Source organism: Paraburkholderia fungorum, from assembly GCF_046026025.1.
In the GTDB taxonomy this organism is placed as follows: domain Bacteria; phylum Pseudomonadota; class Gammaproteobacteria; order Burkholderiales; family Burkholderiaceae; genus Paraburkholderia; species Paraburkholderia fungorum_E.
In genome coordinates, this window is sequence record NZ_JAQQFL010000017.1 from 78,012 (window position 1) to 97,267 (window position 19,256).

Consider the following 19,256-nt stretch of genomic DNA (forward strand, 5'->3'; position numbering starts at 1 on the left):
GATAGCGGCGGCTGGCGGCAAGCAGGGTCCGCGCTCAGCGTGTCACGCGCAGGCGCAATTCGTTTTGCCCTTGCACGCTTGCCGTGACGTTCACGCGCCGGTCGTCGGTGGTCACGATGAAATGCTGACGCGTCGGCGTGTTGACGTCATGCACGACGTTCGGAAAACAGGCGGCGATATCGGCGCCGAATTCCTCGAGCGGATCGTTGACCACGCCGTCGGCTTGCCAGTGCGCGCGCCAGTGGCAATCGTAGGCGTGCGTGTTGGCGCGGCAGTCGTCCGCGGCCGACACACCCGGCAGTTGCGCGGCGGGTTGCGCGTGCAACTGCTTGAAGTCGGGGGCGCCGACGATGTGTTTGAGCGCGGGGCAAACGTCCGCCGGCTCGTTGGGCTGGGCGGCAAGCGCTGCGTGCGTGGCGCTCGCGAGCAGCAGTGCTGCGCCAAGAGCGAGCGCTGCGCGCTGGGTCAAAGGATGGGAGCGGCGATCGAATGACATGTGCGGAGAGTCCGGTAGCAGTGAGGGGCGAAGCGGGCCGCACGTGGTACGGCCCGCACGACTATCGTCGCTGCTACAGGGGCATTTCAAAGCAGGGAACAGCTTGCCCGCTTCGCAAATGCTTCCGAACTCTTTTCGCGTGTTTCCGGATGTTGCGGCGTGCCGCCTAGCCGAGCGTGAGGCCGCCGTCGATATGAATCACCTGGCCGGTGATGTGACGCGCTTCGTCGGAGAGCAGGAATGCGATTAGCGCGGCGATATCCGCGGGCTCGGCGACGTGACCGAGCGGTGTTGCTTCGGCGGCGCGGGTCCACACCGATGCATTATCGGCACTTGGGCCGCGATCTTTACGGGTGTAGCCGGGCGCCACGCAATTGACCGTCACGCCATGCGCCGCCAGTTCGGCGGCAGCGGTTTTGGCCAGCGATTCAAGTGCCGCTTTCGCGGCCGCCGTAGCGGCGAACGGTGCGTCCACGCGATAGCGATGTGCGACGAACGAACTGAGCGCGACCACACGGCCTCGCTCCGAGGTGGCCAATGCCGGCGTCGCCCGCTTGACGAGCGTGGCGAACGCGGCCGGCATCGCGGCGAAGGCGGCGCTGAACGCATCCGCGTCGAGTGCGTTGAGCGTTTGCCGTTGCGCATGGCCGGCGTTCGCGACCAGTTGATCCAGCGCGCCGAAATTCGCGAGCGTTTGATGAATCACGTGTTCGGCGGCGCCGCGTTCGGCGAGATCGGCGAACACCGTCGCGCAGCGCGCGCCGTTCGCGCCGCAATCGGCGGCGACTTGTGCGAGACGCTGGCGTGCTTCGTCGTCGGCGCCGCGTGCGTGCAGCATGAGCGCGGTGCGCGGCGCGGCAATGCGCCGGGCCAGTGCCGCGCCGATGCCGGAGCCCGCGCCGGTGATCAGGACGACCCGATCGAAGCCGGAGCCGCTCATGCCAATCGTGCTGCTCGCGTCATCGGTGCTGCTCATGTTGCTCTCGCTGTGCGTGCTGTGGATGCTGTTTATGCGGCGATCGGTTCGCCCGAGCGCTCGACGTCGAGCGTGTCGCCGTGGAACGCCGCCAGCGATTCGCGATGCGCGACGCTGACGATCGCCGCCTTCGGCAGCCGCTCGGTGAACAGGTGATAAAGACGCGCTTCGTTCTCCGCGTCGAGCGCGCTGGTGGCTTCGTCGAGGAACAGGTAATCCGGCTTATGCAACAGCACGCGGGCGCCGGCGAGACGCTGCTGTTCGCCCGGCGAGAGGATGCGCGTCCAGTGTCCCGATTCCTGCAGGCGCTCGGCGTATTCCGACAGGTGGCAGGTGACGAGCGCTTCACGGCATTCCTCGTCAGTGTAGCTGTCCGCAGGGGACGGATAGGTGAGCGCGGCTTTCAACGTGCCGATCGGCATGTAGCTGACCTGCGGGATGAACATCATGCGCGCGTTGACCGGTGCGTCGATCGAGCCGTCGCCGAACGGCCACAAGCCCGCGAGCGCGCGCATCAGCGTGCTCTTGCCCGAACCGGACGGACCCCGCACCAGCCAGCGCGAGCCCGGCGTGATCGCGATATCGCGGATGCGCGACAGCGGGTTGCCGTTCGGCAGCGCGAGTTGGAGGCCGTCGGTGGAAAGCTGGTCTTCGTCGACGAAATGCAGGTTGATGCCGCCGTGGGCGGTGGCGGGCGAGACCGATTCCTTCAGACGCGGCGCGTGCACGATGCGCTTGAATTCACGCAACCGGTTCACGGTGGCGCGCCATTCGACCAGGGTGCCGTAACTGTTGATGAACCACGAAAACGAATCGCTGACCGTGCCGAATGCACTCGAAATCTGCATCAGCACGCCGAACGAGAAAGCGCCCGCGAAGTAGCGGGGCGCGGCGACAACGATCGGAAAGATGATCGCGATCTGACCATAGAAGCTCAGCACGAAGGTGAGCCGCTTGGTGTACTTCATCACCTGCCACCAGTTGTCGCGGATGCGGCCGAACAGCGAGTGCGCGTTCGTCTTCTCCGTTTCCATGCCGTTGTAGAAGGCGATCTGCTCGGCGTTCTCACGCAGACGGATCAGGCCGAAACGGAAATCCGCCTCGACTTTCTGCGCCTGGTAGTTGATCGGCACGAGCGGGTGGCCGACCTTCTGGATGATCAGCGAGCCGACCACGGCGTAGAGCGCGGCGGCCCACACCATGTAGCCCGGAATCTGTATCGGCATGCCGCCGAGCGAAATGGTCAGCGCGCCGGCCAGCGACCACAGGATCGTGATGAACGAGACCAGCGTGACGACCGTGGAGAGCAGATCGAGCGTCAGCGAGAGCGTGGTGGTGGCGAACGATTGCAGGTCGTCGCTGATCCGCTGGTCGGGGTTGTCGGCGAGCCGGTCGCGTTCGATCCGGTAGAAGGCGCTGTCGCGCAGCCATTCGTCGAGATAACGCGAGGTCAGCCACTGGCGCCAGCGGAAGCCGAGCATCTGGCGCAGATAGCGGCCGTACACCGCAAGAATGATGAAGCCGAACGCGAGCCCGGTGAACACCATCAGCAGGTGCGGAAAGTCGTGCACGTTCTTGGTTTGCAGCGCGTTGTAGAAGTCGGCGCTCCAGCGGTTCAGGCGCACGTTGATCCACACGACGAGCAGATTCATCACGATGATCGCGATGAGCAGCCCCCACGCCGTTTTTCGTTCTTCGGAGACCCAATAAGGTTTGATCAGGCTCCAGGCGGAGACTTTGTCGTCTGGCGGCAGCGCGGGGCTGGAAGCGGTATTCGATGTCATGAGCATCCTGATGAAGTGCTGGCCCATCTGGCCGGCCCATCTCGGGCCGACCCCACGGCGGTTTGCGGTACGTGCCCCGGGCGTCGTGCTCGACGAACCCACGCCCGGGTGAGCGCCTGATTCTGGCGCGAAGCCCTTAAGTGAAAATTAATTGCCGCCCGGCGGCTTCGCCTCGATGCCGCCGTCGCGCATGTGGCCAGGCGGCTCCCGCAGCATCCGGTGCTGGCATTGTGCCAGAGCGCCGGCCTCGGCCAAATTGACCGATCGAAAGAGGGTGCCGGATCAATTGCGCGCGACTGCGTGGGCCGCCGGTTTGCGAGTGCCGCGCCTTTTATGGTCTAATGACCTTCGACGAAACAGGGGTGCTTTGCCCACAGGCTGCGTGATTCTCATGCAGCGGCGGCGAGGCTGAGAGAGACCCTTTGCACCCGATCCGGGTAATACCGGCGCGGGAAGTTTCCGGAAGCAGCCACTCTTCCATTCCCCGCCGGGCGGCGTCCGTCATATTTGACGCGCGTTGTGCCTGGCCGGCCTCACCCGCCGGTTTCGTCCTGGGTACGTGCGTTTTTGGGCCGTACAGAAAGGATTCGATGACCGCCTATTCTTCAGACATGTGTTTTGCTTCTCGCCGCGTTGCCGTCGATCACGTCGGCGCGCCGTGCCGCTTTAGCCTTGCTTGCCGCAGCGGCTCGGAGTGGGCGCGATGAATCGTCACGCTCAACCTGATTTCGCGGTACTCGGCGGCGGGCTGTGCGGGCGTCTGGTCGCATGGCGTCTCGCAGGTGCTGGGCATCGCGTGGCGCTCTATGAGCGCGGCGATGCCGCGGGCTCGCAAGCCGCGGCCTGGGTCGCCGCCGCCATGCTGGCGCCGCTGGCCGAAGCCGCCAGCGCCGAACTGCTGATCACGCGCCTTGGTGCGAGTTCGCTCGAGACATGGCCGCAAGTGCTGGCCGAATTGCCCGAACCGGTGTTCTTCCAGCGCAATGGCACGCTCGTCGTGTGGCATCACGCCGACCGGACCGAAGCACCGTTGTTCGAACGCCGCGTGCGCTCGAACGCGCCTGCCGAATTGCTCGACGGCGGCTTCGTGACGCTGGCCGGCGCTCAGCTCGGCGCCGCCGAACCCGCCTTGGCGGGACGCTTCAATCAGGGCTGGCTGCTGCCGCGCGAAGGCCAACTGGATAACCGTCAGGTACTGTCCGCGCTGGCCGCCGGCCTTGCCCAGCGCGGTGTCGAAACACACTGGAACACGGCGGTGGACGATCACGCATTGCCGCCCGCGCGCGTCACGATCGACTGCCGGGGTTTGGGCGCGAAGCCCGTGCTGCCCACGCTGCGCGGCATTCGCGGCGAAGTGGCTCGCGTGCATGCGCCGGGTATCAACCTGACGCGGCCGGTGCGGCTGCTGCATCCGCGCTATCCGCTGTACATCGCGCCGAAGCAGGATGATCTCTATGTGATCGGCGCGACCGAGGTGGAAGGCGAGGACATGTCGCCGGTCAGCGTGCGCTCGGCGCTCGAGTTGCTGAGCGCGGCGTTCTCCGTGCATCCCGGTTTCGGCGAGGCACGTATTCTCGAACTGAATTCGCAGTGCCGCCCGACTTTGCCGGACCACCGTCCGGCTTTGCTGTGGGATGGCGCGCAGACGCTGCGCGTGAACGGCCTGTACCGGCACGGTTACATGATCGTGCCCGAAGTCGCCGACGAAGCCGTGCGCTTTGCCGCGGCGCTGCTCGACGGCCGCATCGGCGACGCCGACGCCTTCGCCGACTGGCAAAGCGCCGCGCGCTGGAGCGAGCTGTTTCAACTGGACTCCGCGCGGGAACCGGCATGAGCGTTGCGCGCCTGCTAAAGACGTAAGCACAGGCAAGCCAGCGCGCGCCACGCCGCTCCCGCTATCGATTGAACCGTATTCGAACACCATGGACATTCATATCAATCAGAAGCCGTTGTCGCTGCCCGAAGGCGCGACTGTCGCCGATGCGCTCGCCGCGTTCGGCGCGCGTCCGCCGTTCGCGGTCGCACTGAACGGCGATTTCGTCGCGCGCACCCAGCATGCGGCACGCGCGCTGCGCCCGGGCGACAAGCTCGATGTCGTGCAACCCGTGGCCGGCGGCTAAGCCCGCGCCATGCTTTGCCGGAGAACAGGATTATGCAAATGACTGCCCCCCAAACCGCCGACGCGCTCACGCTCTACGGCGAAACCTTCGCGAGCCGCGTGCTGCTTGGCACGTCGCGCTATCCGTCGCTGCAATCGCTGTCCGACTCGATCGATGCGGCGCGGCCCGGCATGGTGACCGTTGCGTTGCGCCGGCAAATGAACGAAGGCGGCGCCGAAGCCGGTTTCTTCGACCTGCTCAAGCGCCACGGCGTGCCGCTTTTGCCCAATACCGCCGGCTGCCTGACGATCGGCGAAGCGGTGACGACCGCGCACATGGCGCGTGAAATCTTCGAAACCGACTGGATCAAGCTCGAACTGATCGGTGACGACTACACGTTGCAGCCCGATCCGGTCGGCCTGATCGAAGCGGCCACGCAGTTGATCAAGGACGGCTTCAAGGTGCTGCCGTATTGCACCGAAGATCTGGTGATCGGCCGCCGTCTGCTCGATGCGGGCTGCGAGGCGCTGATGCCGTGGGGCGCGCCGATCGGCACCGGCAAGGGCGTCATCAATCCGTACGGCCTGCGCGTGTTGCGTGAACGCCTGCCGGACGTGCCACTGATCGTCGACGCCGGCCTCGGTGTGCCGTCGCACGCGGCGCAGGTGATGGAGTGGGGCTTCGACGGCGTGTTGCTGAACACCGCCGTTTCGCAGGCAACGCATCCTGACGCGATGGCGCGTGCTTTCGCGCTGGGCGTCGAAGCGGGCCGCCAGGCTTTTCTGGCGGGGCCGATGGCCGAGCGCGAAAGCGCGCACGCGAGCACGCCGGTGGTCGGCATGCCGTTCTGGCATCAAGACGGGAGCGCTGCATGACGCAAACTTTGCCTTTGACCGGCCGCGACCTTTTCTGGCCGCCCGCCGATGAACTCACCGAGGCTGCCGAGCGGATCCGGGCCCGCCTGGGCGACTGGCCGCCGACGCATGCGCCGTGGCGCATCTGCCTGACCGCGCCGGACCATCCAAATGGCGGGGACCTGATCGTTGTCGCCGACGCGCAGCAGCATGGCGAGCAGGTGGCGCGCTGGCTGGTGCAGGGCGCCGGTGTGATCGTCGCGGCCGAGAACACGGCAACGCTCCATCTCGGCGGCGAGAAATACGGCCTGGGAGGTCATCTGGCAGAAGACTGGATGCCCGCGCTGGCGGCGTTTCTGGACTGCGGTTTCGATCCGCACGACGCGCTGGTGCTGGCGCTGGCATGGCGCGACGGCGACGAAACGAAAGCGGACGACGCCTTTCCGGCCAATATCGCCCATTTCCCACGTCTTGTCGGCCTGCCGGCCGCGCCGGCGCAGGCGTTCCCGCGCTGTCCCGAGCGGCTTGGCCTGTATCCGGTGCTGCCGAGCGCGGAGTGGGTCGAACGGGTGGCGGCCTTCGGCGTGAAAACGATCCAGTTGCGCCGCAAATCGGCCGAGCCCGCCGACGAACTGAAGCGCGAAATCGCTCGCTGTGTCGCCGCGGGCCGAGCGCACGATGCCCAGGTTTTCATCAACGATCACTGGCAAGCCGCGCTGGAAGCGGGCGCCTACGGCGTCCACCTCGGTCAGGAAGACGTGCATACGGCCGACCTGTCGGCACTTGCAAGCGCCGGCATCCGCCTCGGTCTGTCAACGCACGGTTTCTACGAGATTCTGAAGGCGCTGCACTTCCGGCCCAGCTACATTGCTTTGGGCGCGGTGTTCCCGACTACCACCAAGGTCATGCCGACCGCACCGCAGGGCCTCAAGCGTCTGGTACGGTATGTCCGCTTGCTCGACGGCGTCGTGCCGCTGGTGGCGATCGGCGGGATCGATCTGCAGGTGCTGCCCCAAGTGCTGGCGACGGGCGTGGGCTGTGCGGCCGTGGTGCGCGCCGTGACCGAGGCGGCCGATCCGGCTGCCGCGGTTTCTGCGTTGCAACATGCGTTTACGCAATAATCGTCAAGTTCAGTAAAGGGACAGGGCACCTCACGGCAGCTTTTGCATGATGGCCCTATAATTCGGCCTTCCGTGTAAAAGGACTGTCAGTTTCGTGTCTTCCTCCCCCGAGACCTTACTCGAGCTGCGCGACGTCGACTTCGGTTATGGCGACCGGCTCGTCCTGTCGAACCTGAATCTGCGCTTCAAGCGCGGCCAGGTCGTCGCGGTCATGGGCGGCTCGGGTTGTGGCAAAACCACGGTGCTGCGCCTGATCGGCGGTCTGGTGCGCGCCCAGCGCGGCCAGATCCTGTTTCATGGCCAGGACATCGGCGCGCAAACGCGCGACGGCCTCTACGCGCTGCGCCGCAAGATGGGCATGCTGTTCCAGTTCGGCGCGCTGTTTACCGACATGTCGGTGTTCGAAAACGTCGCTTTCGCGCTGCGCGAGCACACCGACCTTCCCGAAGAACTGATTCGCGACCTCGTCTTGATGAAGCTCAACGCGGTCGGCTTGCGTGGCGCGCGCGATCTCACGCCGTCGGAGATTTCGGGCGGTATGGCGCGGCGTGTGGCGCTGGCGCGGGCGATTGCGCTCGACCCCGAACTGATGATGTACGACGAGCCGTTCGCCGGCCTCGATCCGATTTCGCTCGGCATCACCGCGAACCTGATTCGCGCGCTGAATCAGGCACTGGGTGCAACCTCGATCCTGGTCACGCACGACGTGCCGGAGTCGTTCGCCATTGCTGATTATGTCTATTTCCTCGCCAATGGCGGGGTGCACGCCGAAGGCACGCCGGCCGAGCTGCGCGCGTCGACGGATGCGACCGTGCGCCAGTTCATCGACGGCGCGCCGGACGGCCCGTTCAAATTCCACTACCCCAGTCAGACGCCGCTCGCGGCGGACTTCGGCATTGGCGGAGGTCAGTCATGATCAGTGCGTTGGGTCGCTCGGTGATCGACGGGTTGGGCACGGCCGGCTATGCCACGCGTTTCTTCTTCCGGCTGCTGCTCGAGTTTTTCCCACTATTGCGCCGGCCGCGTCTTGTCACGAAGCAGATCCACTTCGTGGGTAATTATTCGTTGGTGATCATCGCCGTGTCGGGGCTGTTTGTCGGCTTCGTGCTCGGCTTGCAGGGCTACTACACGCTGAACCGCTACGGTTCGGAGCAGGCGTTGGGGCTGCTGGTCGCGCTTTCGCTGGTGCGCGAACTCGGGCCGGTGGTCACGGCGCTCCTGTTCGCGGGCCGCGCCGGCACGTCGCTTACGGCCGAGATCGGTTTGATGAAGGCGGGCGAGCAACTCACCGCCATGGAAATGATGGCGGTGGACCCGGTGAAGGTGGTGGTGGCGCCGCGGCTGTGGGCGGGCATCATTTCCATGCCAATTCTGGCCGCGATTTTCAGCGCGGTCGGTGTGTTCGGTGGTTATGTGGTCGGTGTGCTGCTGATCGGCGTCGACGCCGGCGCGTTCTGGTCGCAGATGCAAGGCGGTGTCGATGTCTGGCGCGATGTGGGCGCCGGGGTCATCAAGAGTGTGGTGTTCGGCCTCGCGGTGACCTTCGTGGCGCTGTATCAAGGCTACGAAGCCAAGCCGACACCGGAAGGCGTGTCGCGCGCCACGACCAGAACGGTCGTGTACGCGTCGCTTGCGGTGCTCGGCCTCGATTTTCTGTTGACCGCACTGATGTTCAGCTAAAACCGCGCTGTACGTTTTCGCTCAGCGGGCGCGCCTCGGCTTGCGCGTGACCGGAGCGGGGGCAGCGTGGCGGATTCACTTTGGGATGACGATGAAAAAGACTGCTCTCGACTTCTGGGTCGGCCTGTTTGTGGTGTTGGGTTTCGTGGCGTTGCTGTTCCTCGCGCTGAAGGCCGGCAACATGAGCTCGTTGTCGTTTCAGGCAACGTACCCGGTCAAGCTCAAGTTCGACAATATCGGCGGATTGAAGGCGCGCGCACCGGTGAAGAGCGCGGGCGTGACGGTCGGCCGGGTCGACTCGATCGGCTTTGACAGCAATGCGTATCAGGCTGTCGTCACGATCGACATCGACAAGCAATATCCGTTTCCGAAAGACACCTCGGCGAAGATCCTGACTTCGGGTCTGCTCGGCGAGCAATACATCGGGCTCGAACCCGGCGGCGATAGCGAGATGCTTAAAGCGGGTGACACGATTACGATGACACAATCGGCGATCGTGCTGGAAAACCTGATCGGACAATTCCTGTATAGCAAGGCCGCGGACTCGGGTGCGTCCAAGCCGGGCACGGGTTCGGCTGCTCCTGCCGCCGCCCCGGCCACAGCGCCCGCGGCGCCGACTCCGCCCGCTTCCGGCGCGGCCGGTCAATAAGGAGAATAAAAATGCAGACCCTACGAAAACACGGCGTACGCACTGTCCAGATAGCAACGTTCGCGTTGGCGGCCGCTACGCTCGCCGGCTGTTCGACCGTGCAGACGCCGACCAAGGGCGATCCGCTCGAGGGCTTGAACCGCACCATCTTCACCGTCAACGACAAGCTCGACCAGTACGCGCTGAAGCCGGTCGCCAAGGGCTACGTCTTTATCACGCCGCAACCGGTGCGCGACAGCGTCACCAACTTCTTCTCGAATATCGGCGACGTCTACATTGCGGCGAACAACCTGCTGCAGTTGAAGATCACCGATGGCGTCGAAGACATCATGCGGATCGTGATCAACACGGTGTTCGGCGTCGGCGGCCTGTTCGACGTGGCGACGCTCGCCAAGCTGCCCAAGCACGACAACGACCTCGGCCTGACGCTTGGCCACTACGGCGTGCCGGCAGGGCCGTACCTGGTGCTGCCGCTGTTCGGGCCGAGCACGGTGCGCGACGCGGTCGGCTCGATCGGCAATTACTATGTGAATCCGCTCAGCTACATTCATCCGGACGGTCTGAGCTGGATGCTGTATGGCCTGAACGTCGTCAACACGCGCGCGAATCTGTTGAGCGCGAGCGATGTGCTCGAAGGCGCCGCGCTGGATAAGTATTCGTTCGTGCGCAACGCGTATCTGCAACGCCGTCAGTATCTGTTGTCGGACGGCAAGCAATCGCAGACGCTGCCGAACTACGGCGATGAAGCACCGCTGCCGAAGTATGACGACGTCGACAGCGGCGCGGCAGGCACGCCGGCTGCTGCCGCGAAAGCGTCGGCCGCCTCGGGCGCGGCCGCAACGCCGCCGCAGGCCACTTCTGCGACCGGCGCCGCCACGGCGGCAGCACCGGAAGGCGCTTCCGGCACCTACGCAACGCCGCCGCTCGATCTGAACGGCGGTCCGGAAACCACGCAGATTCCTGCCGGCCAACTGGTCCCGCCGCAGCGTTTCAACTTCCCGTCATTCAAATTGCGTTGATCGTGCAGCCGTAACACCTCGAAACGACTCTCGCAGTTTGCGCATGGATTGCTGCTGAACTCGCGTGTTAATGTCGGCTCAAACGGTTGCACTATTTTTAAGGCAAGGCTCGATATGAAAAAATTCTTCCTGATTCCGTTGTTTGCTGCGTTGTTTTCGTTCGTCAGTGTCGGTGCCTCGGCACAAACGGTCGACTCCAGTTCGCCCGACACCCTGATCAAGACCGTCACGCAGCAAGTGGTCGATGCGGTGCGCGCCGACAAGTCGATCCAGCAAGGCGACATTTCGCACATTACCCAGCTCGTCAACGAAAAGATCCTGCCGTACACCGATTTCCGCCGCACCACGCAACTGGCGATGGGCCGGAACTGGCGCACCGCGACGCCGGAGCAGCAAAACGCCGTGGTCGAGCAGTTCAAGATGCTGCTGATCCGTACCTACTCGGGCGCGCTCGCGCAAGTGAAAGACCAGCAGATCCAGTACAAGCCGTTTCGCATGAGCCCGGACGACACCGATACGGTGGTGCGCTCTGTGGTGATGAACAACGGCTCGCCGATCGAACTGGACTACCGTCTGTACAAGACGCCGCAAGGCTGGCGCGTGTATGACATCAACGTGCTCGGCGCGTGGCTGATCCAGGCGTATCAGCAGCAGTTCAACGAGCAGATCCAGCAGAAGGGCGTGGACGGACTGATCCAGTTCCTCACGCAGCGCAACCAGCAACTCGCCGCGGGCAAGCAGTCGTGAGCGAAGTGCTGAACGCCGTCGCAAACCGCTTCGAAAGCGGTGCGACGCTGACCCACGAGAGCGCGAAAGTCGCGTTCGAGGCCGGTTTGCAGCGCATCGCCGCGGGCGCGACCGGCGTGGATTGCGCGCCGCTCGTGCAATTCGATTCAACCGCGCTTGCCGTTCTGCTCGCATGGGAGCGTGCCGCCCAGGCACGCGGCATCGTGTTCGAGATCGTCAACCTGCCGGCTGGTCTCGCCAGCCTCGCACAAGCCTACGGCGTCGACACCCTCATTGCGACGCGACATTGACGCTCCCATAGCGTCACTTCCAATCGCCCTGGCTCAGCCGGGGCAGCCGCTTTTTGCCCTATAATCAAACGTTTTTTGGGGCATATAACCGGCCCCAATTTCGTCCCTTCCAGCACTTTTGCGCCCCCTCAGGGCGCCCTTTAGGCGCCGCGACACACGCGGCCCACAGTCATGTCAGCCATAGAAATTCGTAACGTCAAGAAGCGCTACAAGGACTTGCAAGCGCTCAAGGGCGTCAGCCTCACGGTGGAAGAAGGCGAGTTCTTCGGACTGCTCGGTCCGAACGGCGCGGGCAAGACGACGCTCATCAGCATACTCGCCGGTCTCGCGCGTGCCGACGAAGGCAGCATCGCGGTGCGCGGCCATGACGTGGTCAGCGATTTCCGCGAGGCGCGTCGTGCGCTCGGCGTGGTGCCGCAGGAGCTCGTGTTCGATCCGTTCTTCACCGTGCGCGAAACCTTGCGCATCCAGTCCGGCTATTACGGGCTGCGCAATAACGACGCGTGGATCGACGAGATCATGGCCAATCTCGACCTCACCGACAAAGCCGACGCCAACATGCGCGCGCTGTCGGGCGGCATGAAGCGCCGTGTGCTCGTGGCGCAGGCGCTGGTGCACCGGCCGCCGGTGATCGTGCTGGATGAGCCGACCGCGGGCGTCGACGTCGAATTGCGTCAAACCTTGTGGAAATTCATCTCGCGCCTGAATCGCGAGGGCCACACGATCGTGCTGACCACGCACTATCTGGAAGAAGCCGAATCGCTGTGCGACCGCATTGCCATGTTGCGGCGCGGCGAGGTCGTGGCGCTCGAGCGCACCAGCGCGCTGTTGCAACGCTTTGCCGGCATGCAGTTGTTTCTGCGCTTTACAGAAGGCGTGTTGCCGGCCGAGTTGCGCTCCCTCGAAGTAGACAGCGGTACGGGTAACGGCAATGGCCGCCAGCACCTGCTGCGTCTCGCGAGCTATGACGACGTCGAGCGGATTCTCGCGCAGTGCCGCGCGGCGGGCTGCACATTTGAAGAGATCGAGGTCCGCAAGGCCGACCTCGAAGACGTGTTCGTTCAGGTGATGAACGGTCCGGAAGTGATCGAGGGGCTGGCATGAGCGGCTACAGTGGTTTCAGCACGCTGTTTTACAAGGAAATTCTGCGGTTCTGGAAGGTCGCGTTCCAGACCGTGCTGGCGCCGGTCATCACCGCCCTGCTGTATCTGACGATTTTCGGCCACGCGTTGCGCGGTCACGTTGAGGTCTATCCGGGCGTGGAGTACACGAGCTTCCTGATTCCCGGCCTCGTGATGATGAGCGTGTTGCAGAACGCCTTTGCAAATAGCTCGTCCTCGCTGATCCAGTCGAAGATCACCGGCAACCTGGTGTTCGTGCTGCTGCCGCCGCTCTCGCACTACGAAATGTTCGGCGCGTATGTGCTCGCGGCCGTGGCACGGGGTCTGGCCGTCGGCTTCGGCGTGTTCATCGTGACCATCTGGTTTGTGCCGGTCAGCTTCTGCGCGCCGCTTTACATCATCGCGTTCGCCATTTTCGGCGCGGCGATTCTCGGCACGCTCGGTTTGATCGCCGGCATCTGGGCCGAAAAGTTCGATCAGCTTGCTGCATTTCAAAACTTTCTGATTATGCCGCTCACGTTCCTTTCGGGCGTGTTCTACTCGACGCATACGCTGCCACCGGTGTGGCGCGAAGTGTCGCGGCTCAATCCCTTTTTCTACATGATCGACGGCTTTCGCTACGGTTTCTTCGGGATGTCGGATATCAATCCGCTCGAGAGCCTGGCGATCGTTGCCGGTTTCTTTGTGGTGCTGGCCGTGGTGGCGATGCGCATGCTCGCCTCCGGCTACAAACTGCGCCACTGATCAGGAGCTTCTCTCATGTTGCCGACTCCCGAACAGGTCAAGCAATACATCGCGGCTGGGCTCGCTTGCCAGCATCTCGAAGTCGAGGGCGACGGTCAGCATTTCTTCGCGACCATCGTTTCGCCGAGCTTCGAAGGCAAGCGTTTGATCGCGCGCCATCAACTCGTGTACGCGGCGCTCGGCGACCGCATGCGTGAAGAAATCCACGCGCTCAGCATGAAGACGCTGACGCCCGCCGAATGGCAGAACGCGTAATCTGGAAATTTAGTGCGAATTACTCAAGAAGGGCGCGACGCGGGTAGCGGCGCGTCGAACACAGTTAAAGCGGGCCCGGCAGAAGTCCGGGTCAATCAGGAACTGACAGGCATGGATAAACTCGTCATTGAAGGTGGCTACCCGCTGTCGGGCGAAGTCGTCGTCTCAGGCGCGAAGAACGCGGCGTTGCCAATCCTGTGCGCGAGTCTGCTCAGCGCGGAACCGGTGCATCTGGAGAACGTGCCCGACTTGCAGGACGTGCGCACGATGCTCAAGCTGCTCGGCCAGATGGGCGTGCAGATCGAGAGTGGCGAGGGCCGCGTGTCGCTGGACGCGTCGAAGGTCGATAACCTCGTCGCACCGTACGAAATGGTGAAGACCATGCGTGCGTCGATTCTGGTGCTCGGCCCGTTGGTGGCGCGCTTCGGTCACGCCAAGGTGTCGCTGCCGGGCGGTTGCGCAATCGGCGCGCGTCCGGTGGATCAGCACATCAAAGGCCTGCAGGCCATGGGCGCCGAAATCACGATCGAGCACGGCTTTATCGAAGCGCGCGCAGAGCGTCTGAAGGGCGCTCGCATCGTGACCGACATGATTACGGTGACTGGCACGGAAAACCTGCTGATGGCGGCGGTGCTTGCCGAAGGCGAGACAGTCATCGAGAACGCCGCGCGTGAGCCGGAAGTGGGCGACCTCGCGCATCTGCTGGTCGCGATGGGCGCGAAGATCGAAGGCATTGGCACGGACCGTCTGGTGATCCAGGGCGTCGACAAGCTGCATGGCGCGAAGCACACGGTGATTCCGGATCGAATCGAAGCCGGTACATTCCTGTGCGCGGTGGCTGCTGCCGGCGGCGATGTCACATTGCGTAAAGTGCGCCCGCTGATCCTTGAAGCCGTGACCGAAAAGCTGCGCGAAGCCGGCGTCACGATCGAAGAGGGCGACGACTGGATGCGCGTGCGCATGGACAAGCGTCCAGGCGCCGTGAGCTTCCGCACCTCCGAATACCCCGCGTTCCCGACCGACATGCAAGCGCAGTTCATGGCGCTCAACACGATCGCGGACGGCACCTCGCAAGTCGTCGAGACGATCTTCGAGAACCGCTACATGCACGTGCAGGAATTGAACCGCCTTGGCGCGAGCATCACGATCGACGGTAACACCGCGCTCGTAACCGGCGTCGAGAAGCTGTCGGGTGCGAAGGTGATGGCGACTGACCTGCGTGCTTCGGCCAGCCTCGTGATCGCCGCGCTGCGCGCCGAAGGCGAAACGCTGATCGACCGGATCTATCACCTGGATCGGGGCTACGACCGGATGGAGACCAAGCTCAACGCCATCGGCGCCAAGGTGCGCCGAATCGCCGGGAGCCAGGCATGAGCTCGATGCCGCAAACCTCGTCTTCGCCGGCCGTGAGCGCACCGCTCACACTGGCTTTGTCGAAAGGGCGTATCTTCGAAGAGACGCTGCCGCTGCTCGCCGCAGCCGGCATTGAAGTCGCCGAAGACCCGGAAACCTCGCGCAAGCTGATTTTGCCCACGACGGACGCGAACGTGCGAGTGATCATCGTGCGCGCCACGGACGTGCCGACCTATGTCGAATACGGCGCTGCCGACTTCGGCGTGGCGGGCAAAGACGTATTGCTCGAGCACGGCGGCAGCGGACTATATCAGCCGGTCGACCTGGATATCGCGCGGTGCCGGATGTCGGTCGCGGTGGCGGCCGGCTTCGATTACGCGAACGCGGTGCGCCAGGGCGCACGCCTGCGCGTGGCGACCAAGTACGTTGAAACCGCCCGTGAGCATTTTGCCGCCAAGGGCGTGCACGTCGACCTGATCAAGCTGTACGGTTCGATGGAGCTGGCGCCGCTGGTCGGCCTCGCCGACGCGATCGTCGACCTGGTGAGTTCGGGCAATACCTTGCGCGCCAACAATCTTGTCGAGGTGGAGGAGATCATGCAGATTTCGTCGCGCCTCGTTGTGAACCAGGCGGCGCTGAAGCTCAAGCGCGCCGCGCTGCGGCCGATCCTCGACGCGTTCGAACGCGCGTCGAAGGCCGGCTCTACGGCGGCCTGAATCGCTTGACCACGTGCGTGGTCAAGCTTTTAACGCGCGCCTTACCGAAACGGATACCCGTATGTCTATCAAGATTCGCAAACTCGATTCCAGCGCGCCCGACTTTCACAAGGCGCTGCACGCGGTGCTCGCGTTCGAGGCGAGCGAGGACGAAGCAATCGAGCGCTCGGTTGCGCAGATTCTGAACGACGTGAAAGCACGCGGCGACGCCGCGGTGCTCGAGTACACGAATCGCTTCGACCGTGTCGAGGCGAAGAGCGTCGAGGCGCTCGAATTGCCGATGTCCGAACTCGAAGCCGCGCTCGAAAGCCTGGAGCCGAAGCGCCGTGCGTCGCTCGAAGCGGCGGCCGCGCGCGTGCGCGGTTACCACGAGAAGCAGAAGATCGAGTGCGGCAGCCATAGCTGGCAGTACACGGAAGCCGACGGCACCGTGCTCGGCCAGAAGGTCACGCCGCTGGATCGCGCGGGTATCTATGTGCCGGGCGGCAAAGCGGCGTATCCGTCGTCGGTGCTGATGAACGCGATTCCCGCACGGGTGGCCGGCGTGCGCGAAATCGTCATGGTCGTGCCCACGCCGGACGGCGTGAAAAATCCGCTGGTGCTGGCGGCTGCCTTGCTGGGCGGCGTGGATCGCGTGTTCACGATCGGCGGCGCGCAGGCGGTGGCCGCACTCGCGTACGGCACGGAAACGGTGCCCGCGGTCGACAAGATCTGCGGCCCGGGCAACGCCTATGTCGCGTCGGCCAAGCGCCGGGTGTTCGGCACGGTTGGGATCGACATGATCGCCGGACCGTCGGAAATTCTCGTGCTGTGCGACGGCACGACGGACCCGCGCTGGATCGCGATGGACCTGTTCTCGCAAGCCGAGCACGACGAGCTCGCGCAATCCATCCTGCTCTGCCCGGACGATGCATTCATCGCCCGGGTGCGCGACGCGATCAACGAACTGCTGCCTACCATGCCGCGTCAGGACGTGATCCGCGCGTCGCTCGAAGGCCGTGGTGCGCTGATCAAGGTGCGCGATATGGCCGAAGCCTGCGCGATCGCCAACGACATTGCGCCGGAACACCTCGAAATCTCCGCGCTGGAGCCGCATCAATGGGGCCAATTGATCCGCCATGCCGGCGCGATCTTCCTCGGCCGCTACACCAGCGAAAGTCTCGGCGATTACTGCGCCGGACCGAATCACGTGTTGCCTACGTCGCGTACCGCACGGTTCTCTTCGCCGCTGGGCGTCTACGATTTTTTCAAGCGTTCGAGCGTGATCGAAGTCAGTGCGGAAGGTGCGCAGACGCTTGGTGAGATCGCCGCCGAACTCGCTTACGGCGAAGGCCTGCAGGCACATGCCCGCAGCGCCGAATACCGGATGCGGCAAGGCAGCGGTGAGCGCGGATAACCGGTTAGGCGCGAGGCGGGCATCGAACCGGTGCCCGCGAACTTCACCGACGGATTTCGCGCGGTTTTCCGTTAAATAACGACAATACAGACCAATCCGGTGCAATCCGCAAGCCGCCGATACCCGGCCGGCGTACTGGGTGCGGCCCGGTCCACTGACTTATGACGACACCTCAAGACATCATCCGCCGCGACGTGCTCGCGATGACGAGCTATCCGGTTCCTGACGCCACGGGCTATATCAAGCTCGATGCGATGGAAAATCCATTTCCGCTGCCGCCGGTGCTCGCCGCCCATCTGGGCGAACATCTGGCCGGTGTGGCGCTGAACCGCTACCCGGCGCCGCGCCCGGAAGCGCTGATCGAAAAGATCAAGCGCGTGATGGGTGTGCCCACGGGGTGCGAGGTGCTGCTCGGCAACGGCTCGGATGAGATCATCAGCATGGTGTCGGTGGCGTGCGCGAAGCCGGGCGCCAAGGTACTCGCGCCGATGCCGGGTTTCGTGATGTATCAGATGTCGGCGAAGCTGGCGAACCTGGAATTCATCGGCGTGCCGCTGAAGCCCGATTTCACGCTCGACACTGAAGCGATGCTGGCGGCGATCGCCGAGCATGCGCCGGCGATCGTCTATCTGGCCTATCCGAACAACCCGACCGGCACGCTATACGACGACGCGGACATGGAGCGCATCATCGCCGCAGCGAACCAGAGCCTCGTGGTGATCGACGAAGCGTATCAGCCGTTTGCCCAGCAAAGCTGGCTGCCGCGCGCCGATGCCTTCGACAACGTCGTCGTGATGCGTACCGTGTCCAAGCTCGGCCTGGCCGGCATCCGGCTGGGTTATCTGGTCGGCAAGCCTGTCTGGCTTACCGAATTCGACAAGGTGCGGCCGCCCTACAACACCAACGTGCTGACGCAAGCCGCCGCCGATTTCCTGCTCGACCACGTCGACGTGCTCGACAGTCAGGCCGCGCAATTGCGCGAAGAACGCACGAAACTCGCGCAGGCCGTGGCCCAGTTGCCGGGCGCCGAAGTGTTCCCGAGCGCCGGCAACTTCCTGCTGGTGCGGGTGCCTGACGCATCCGTTATGTTCGAAACGCTGCTGGCAGCACGGGTTTTGATCAAAAACGTGAGTAAAATGCACCCATTGCTGGTCAATTGCGTGCGTTTGACCGTCGGTTCGCCCGAAGAAAACGCCCAGTTGATCGCCGGACTGAAACTCGTGTTGCACTGAACGGCAGGCTAAATGGCCGCGTGAGCGCTTTTCGCTACGGAGAAAAGCGCGCGCGGTCCGCCGTTTTCCCATCCCACATACCTATCGCTTTCTAGCTAGATTCGAGGAATTACCATGCGCCTTGCGGAAGTCGTTCGCAACACCAGCGAAACGCAGATCCGTGTGAAGATCAATCTGGACGGCACCGGTCAGCAGAAGCTGGCTACCGGCGTGCCGTTTCTTGATCACATGCTCGACCAGATCGCACGGCATGGCCTGTTCGATCTCGACATCGAAGCGCATGGCGACCTCGAAATCGACGACCACCATACGGTCGAAGACGTCGGCATCACGCTCGGCCAGGCCGTCGCGAAGGCAATTGGCGACCGCAAGGGCATCCGCCGCTACGGTCATTCTTACGTGCCGCTCGACGAAGCGCTGTCGCGCGTTGTGATCGACTTTTCCGGCCGTCCGGGCCTGGAATTCCACGTGCCGTTCACGCGCGCGCGCATCGGTACGTTCGACGTCGATCTCTCCATCGAATTTTTCCGCGGCTTCGTGAATCACGCCGGCGTCACGCTGCATATCGACAATCTGCGTGGCCTGAACGCCCATCATCAGATGGAAACGGTGTTCAAGGCGTTCGGGCGTGCATTGCGCATGGCTGTCGAGATGGACGAACGCGCGGCGGGGCAGATCCCGTCGACCAAGGGCAGCCTTTAAGCGCCCATTTACCAGCCTCGAG

At 64.0% G+C, this 19,256-nt stretch carries 21 protein-coding genes and 1 riboswitch; of the genes, 18 read left to right on the forward strand and 3 right to left on the reverse strand.

Annotated elements, in window-relative coordinates:
• Window positions 1-34 precede the first annotated feature (34 nt).
• From PQR67_RS19685 to PQR67_RS19695, 3 genes are all read right to left on the reverse strand, one after another.
• On the reverse strand, window positions 35-496 hold the full coding sequence (locus PQR67_RS19685) for a hypothetical protein (RefSeq protein ID WP_408462680.1): 462 nt from the start codon (window positions 494-496) through the stop codon (window positions 35-37).
• A gap of 166 nt (window positions 497-662) precedes the next feature.
• On the reverse strand, window positions 663-1,436 hold the full coding sequence (locus PQR67_RS19690; protein WP_408462906.1) for an SDR family NAD(P)-dependent oxidoreductase: 774 nt from the start codon (window positions 1,434-1,436) through the stop codon (window positions 663-665).
• A 68-nt stretch (window positions 1,437-1,504) separates the two neighbouring features.
• Complete coding sequence (locus PQR67_RS19695; RefSeq protein ID WP_408462683.1) at window positions 1,505-3,256, reverse strand: ABC transporter ATP-binding protein/permease; 1,752 nt, start codon at window positions 3,254-3,256, stop codon at window positions 1,505-1,507.
• Between the two features lie 348 nt (window positions 3,257-3,604).
• A riboswitch (TPP riboswitch) is annotated at window positions 3,605-3,728 on the forward strand.
• A 231-nt stretch (window positions 3,729-3,959) separates the two neighbouring features.
• Between PQR67_RS19695 and PQR67_RS19700 the strand changes: the two genes are divergently transcribed.
• From PQR67_RS19700 to hisB, 18 genes are all read left to right on the forward strand, one after another.
• The gene (locus tag PQR67_RS19700; RefSeq protein ID WP_408462686.1) at window positions 3,960-5,090 is read left to right on the forward strand and encodes an FAD-dependent oxidoreductase; all 1,131 of its coding nucleotides are present in this window, start codon (window positions 3,960-3,962) and stop codon (window positions 5,088-5,090) included.
• Window positions 5,091-5,178: 88 nt separating this feature from the next.
• Complete coding sequence (gene thiS, locus PQR67_RS19705) at window positions 5,179-5,376, forward strand: sulfur carrier protein ThiS (RefSeq protein WP_408236041.1); 198 nt, start codon at window positions 5,179-5,181, stop codon at window positions 5,374-5,376.
• 38 nt (window positions 5,377-5,414) lie between these two features.
• The gene (locus PQR67_RS19710) at window positions 5,415-6,230 is read left to right on the forward strand and encodes a thiazole synthase (RefSeq protein ID WP_408462688.1); all 816 of its coding nucleotides are present in this window, start codon (window positions 5,415-5,417) and stop codon (window positions 6,228-6,230) included.
• Window positions 6,227-7,330 carry a thiamine phosphate synthase gene (thiE, locus tag PQR67_RS19715; RefSeq protein ID WP_408462691.1) on the forward strand — a complete coding sequence of 368 codons (1,104 nt, stop codon included), beginning with the start codon at window positions 6,227-6,229 and terminating at the stop codon, window positions 7,328-7,330. Before PQR67_RS19710 ends, thiE begins: the two co-directional genes overlap by 4 nt.
• Before the next feature lie 94 nt (window positions 7,331-7,424).
• A complete protein-coding gene (locus tag PQR67_RS19720) occupies window positions 7,425-8,246 on the forward strand; it encodes an ABC transporter ATP-binding protein (RefSeq protein WP_408462693.1) in 822 nt (273 codons plus the stop codon).
• Entirely contained in the window at window positions 8,243-9,010 is a 768-nt protein-coding gene (gene mlaE / locus PQR67_RS19725) for a lipid asymmetry maintenance ABC transporter permease subunit MlaE (protein ID WP_408462696.1), read from the forward strand. Before PQR67_RS19720 ends, mlaE begins: the two co-directional genes overlap by 4 nt.
• A 91-nt stretch (window positions 9,011-9,101) precedes the next feature.
• Entirely contained in the window at window positions 9,102-9,659 is a 558-nt protein-coding gene (gene mlaD, locus PQR67_RS19730; RefSeq protein WP_408462699.1) for an outer membrane lipid asymmetry maintenance protein MlaD, read from the forward strand.
• A gap of 11 nt (window positions 9,660-9,670) precedes the next feature.
• Window positions 9,671-10,678 carry an MlaA family lipoprotein gene (locus tag PQR67_RS19735; RefSeq protein WP_408462701.1) on the forward strand — a complete coding sequence of 336 codons (1,008 nt, stop codon included), beginning with the start codon at window positions 9,671-9,673 and terminating at the stop codon, window positions 10,676-10,678.
• A 114-nt stretch (window positions 10,679-10,792) separates the two neighbouring features.
• Window positions 10,793-11,425 (forward strand): MlaC/ttg2D family ABC transporter substrate-binding protein, encoded by a 633-nt coding sequence (locus PQR67_RS19740; protein WP_408462704.1) that lies wholly within the window; start codon window positions 10,793-10,795, stop codon window positions 11,423-11,425.
• Complete coding sequence (locus tag PQR67_RS19745) at window positions 11,422-11,715, forward strand: STAS domain-containing protein (protein ID WP_408462706.1); 294 nt, start codon at window positions 11,422-11,424, stop codon at window positions 11,713-11,715. The genes PQR67_RS19740 and PQR67_RS19745 overlap by 4 nt, the downstream gene beginning before the upstream one ends.
• A 171-nt stretch (window positions 11,716-11,886) precedes the next feature.
• Window positions 11,887-12,819: an ABC transporter ATP-binding protein gene (locus tag PQR67_RS19750; RefSeq protein WP_408462708.1), complete on the forward strand. Its 933-nt coding sequence runs from the start codon at window positions 11,887-11,889 to the stop codon at window positions 12,817-12,819.
• The gene (locus PQR67_RS19755) at window positions 12,816-13,580 is read left to right on the forward strand and encodes an ABC transporter permease (protein ID WP_408462711.1); all 765 of its coding nucleotides are present in this window, start codon (window positions 12,816-12,818) and stop codon (window positions 13,578-13,580) included. The genes PQR67_RS19750 and PQR67_RS19755 overlap by 4 nt, the downstream gene beginning before the upstream one ends.
• A gap of 15 nt (window positions 13,581-13,595) precedes the next feature.
• Entirely contained in the window at window positions 13,596-13,835 is a 240-nt protein-coding gene (locus PQR67_RS19760; protein WP_028199637.1) for a BolA family protein, read from the forward strand.
• A 111-nt stretch (window positions 13,836-13,946) separates the two neighbouring features.
• Window positions 13,947-15,209: a UDP-N-acetylglucosamine 1-carboxyvinyltransferase gene (gene murA, locus PQR67_RS19765; RefSeq protein WP_494471408.1), complete on the forward strand. Its 1,263-nt coding sequence runs from the start codon at window positions 13,947-13,949 to the stop codon at window positions 15,207-15,209.
• Window positions 15,206-15,904, forward strand: coding sequence for an ATP phosphoribosyltransferase (gene hisG, locus PQR67_RS19770; protein WP_408462714.1), 699 nt, complete (start codon window positions 15,206-15,208; stop codon window positions 15,902-15,904). The genes murA and hisG overlap by 4 nt, the downstream gene beginning before the upstream one ends.
• Before the next feature lie 61 nt (window positions 15,905-15,965).
• The gene (gene hisD / locus PQR67_RS19775; protein ID WP_408462717.1) at window positions 15,966-17,300 is read left to right on the forward strand and encodes a histidinol dehydrogenase; all 1,335 of its coding nucleotides are present in this window, start codon (window positions 15,966-15,968) and stop codon (window positions 17,298-17,300) included.
• A 161-nt stretch (window positions 17,301-17,461) separates the two neighbouring features.
• Window positions 17,462-18,532, forward strand: a complete 1,071-nt coding sequence (gene hisC / locus PQR67_RS19780; RefSeq protein WP_408462720.1) for a histidinol-phosphate transaminase — start codon at window positions 17,462-17,464, stop codon at window positions 18,530-18,532.
• A gap of 114 nt (window positions 18,533-18,646) precedes the next feature.
• On the forward strand, window positions 18,647-19,234 hold the full coding sequence (gene hisB / locus PQR67_RS19785; RefSeq protein WP_054036619.1) for an imidazoleglycerol-phosphate dehydratase HisB: 588 nt from the start codon (window positions 18,647-18,649) through the stop codon (window positions 19,232-19,234).
• Window positions 19,235-19,256 lie beyond the last annotated feature (22 nt).

What these genes read in the sequence shown, in the direction of transcription:
- PQR67_RS19685 (WP_408462680.1), bottom strand. Translation starts at nt 496, where the DNA reads ATGTCATTCGATCGCCGCTCCCATCCTTTGACCCAGCGCGCAGCGCTC.
- PQR67_RS19690 (WP_408462906.1), bottom strand. Translation starts at nt 1,436, where the DNA reads ATGAGCGGCTCCGGCTTCGATCGGGTCGTCCTGATCACCGGCGCGGGC.
- PQR67_RS19695 (WP_408462683.1), bottom strand. Translation starts at nt 3,256, where the DNA reads ATGACATCGAATACCGCTTCCAGCCCCGCGCTGCCGCCAGACGACAAA.
- PQR67_RS19700 (WP_408462686.1), top strand. Translation starts at nt 3,960, where the DNA reads ATGAATCGTCACGCTCAACCTGATTTCGCGGTACTCGGCGGCGGGCTG.
- thiS (WP_408236041.1), top strand. Translation starts at nt 5,179, where the DNA reads ATGGACATTCATATCAATCAGAAGCCGTTGTCGCTGCCCGAAGGCGCG.
- PQR67_RS19710 (WP_408462688.1), top strand. Translation starts at nt 5,415, where the DNA reads ATGACTGCCCCCCAAACCGCCGACGCGCTCACGCTCTACGGCGAAACC.
- thiE (WP_408462691.1), top strand. Translation starts at nt 6,227, where the DNA reads ATGACGCAAACTTTGCCTTTGACCGGCCGCGACCTTTTCTGGCCGCCC.
- mlaE (WP_408462696.1), top strand. Translation starts at nt 8,243, where the DNA reads ATGATCAGTGCGTTGGGTCGCTCGGTGATCGACGGGTTGGGCACGGCC.
- mlaD (WP_408462699.1), top strand. Translation starts at nt 9,102, where the DNA reads ATGAAAAAGACTGCTCTCGACTTCTGGGTCGGCCTGTTTGTGGTGTTG.
- PQR67_RS19735 (WP_408462701.1), top strand. Translation starts at nt 9,671, where the DNA reads ATGCAGACCCTACGAAAACACGGCGTACGCACTGTCCAGATAGCAACG.
- PQR67_RS19740 (WP_408462704.1), top strand. Translation starts at nt 10,793, where the DNA reads ATGAAAAAATTCTTCCTGATTCCGTTGTTTGCTGCGTTGTTTTCGTTC.
- PQR67_RS19750 (WP_408462708.1), top strand. Translation starts at nt 11,887, where the DNA reads ATGTCAGCCATAGAAATTCGTAACGTCAAGAAGCGCTACAAGGACTTG.
- PQR67_RS19755 (WP_408462711.1), top strand. Translation starts at nt 12,816, where the DNA reads ATGAGCGGCTACAGTGGTTTCAGCACGCTGTTTTACAAGGAAATTCTG.
- PQR67_RS19760 (WP_028199637.1), top strand. Translation starts at nt 13,596, where the DNA reads ATGTTGCCGACTCCCGAACAGGTCAAGCAATACATCGCGGCTGGGCTC.
- murA (WP_494471408.1), top strand. Translation starts at nt 13,947, where the DNA reads ATGGATAAACTCGTCATTGAAGGTGGCTACCCGCTGTCGGGCGAAGTC.
- hisG (WP_408462714.1), top strand. Translation starts at nt 15,206, where the DNA reads ATGAGCTCGATGCCGCAAACCTCGTCTTCGCCGGCCGTGAGCGCACCG.
- hisD (WP_408462717.1), top strand. Translation starts at nt 15,966, where the DNA reads ATGTCTATCAAGATTCGCAAACTCGATTCCAGCGCGCCCGACTTTCAC.
- hisC (WP_408462720.1), top strand. Translation starts at nt 17,462, where the DNA reads ATGACGACACCTCAAGACATCATCCGCCGCGACGTGCTCGCGATGACG.
- hisB (WP_054036619.1), top strand. Translation starts at nt 18,647, where the DNA reads ATGCGCCTTGCGGAAGTCGTTCGCAACACCAGCGAAACGCAGATCCGT.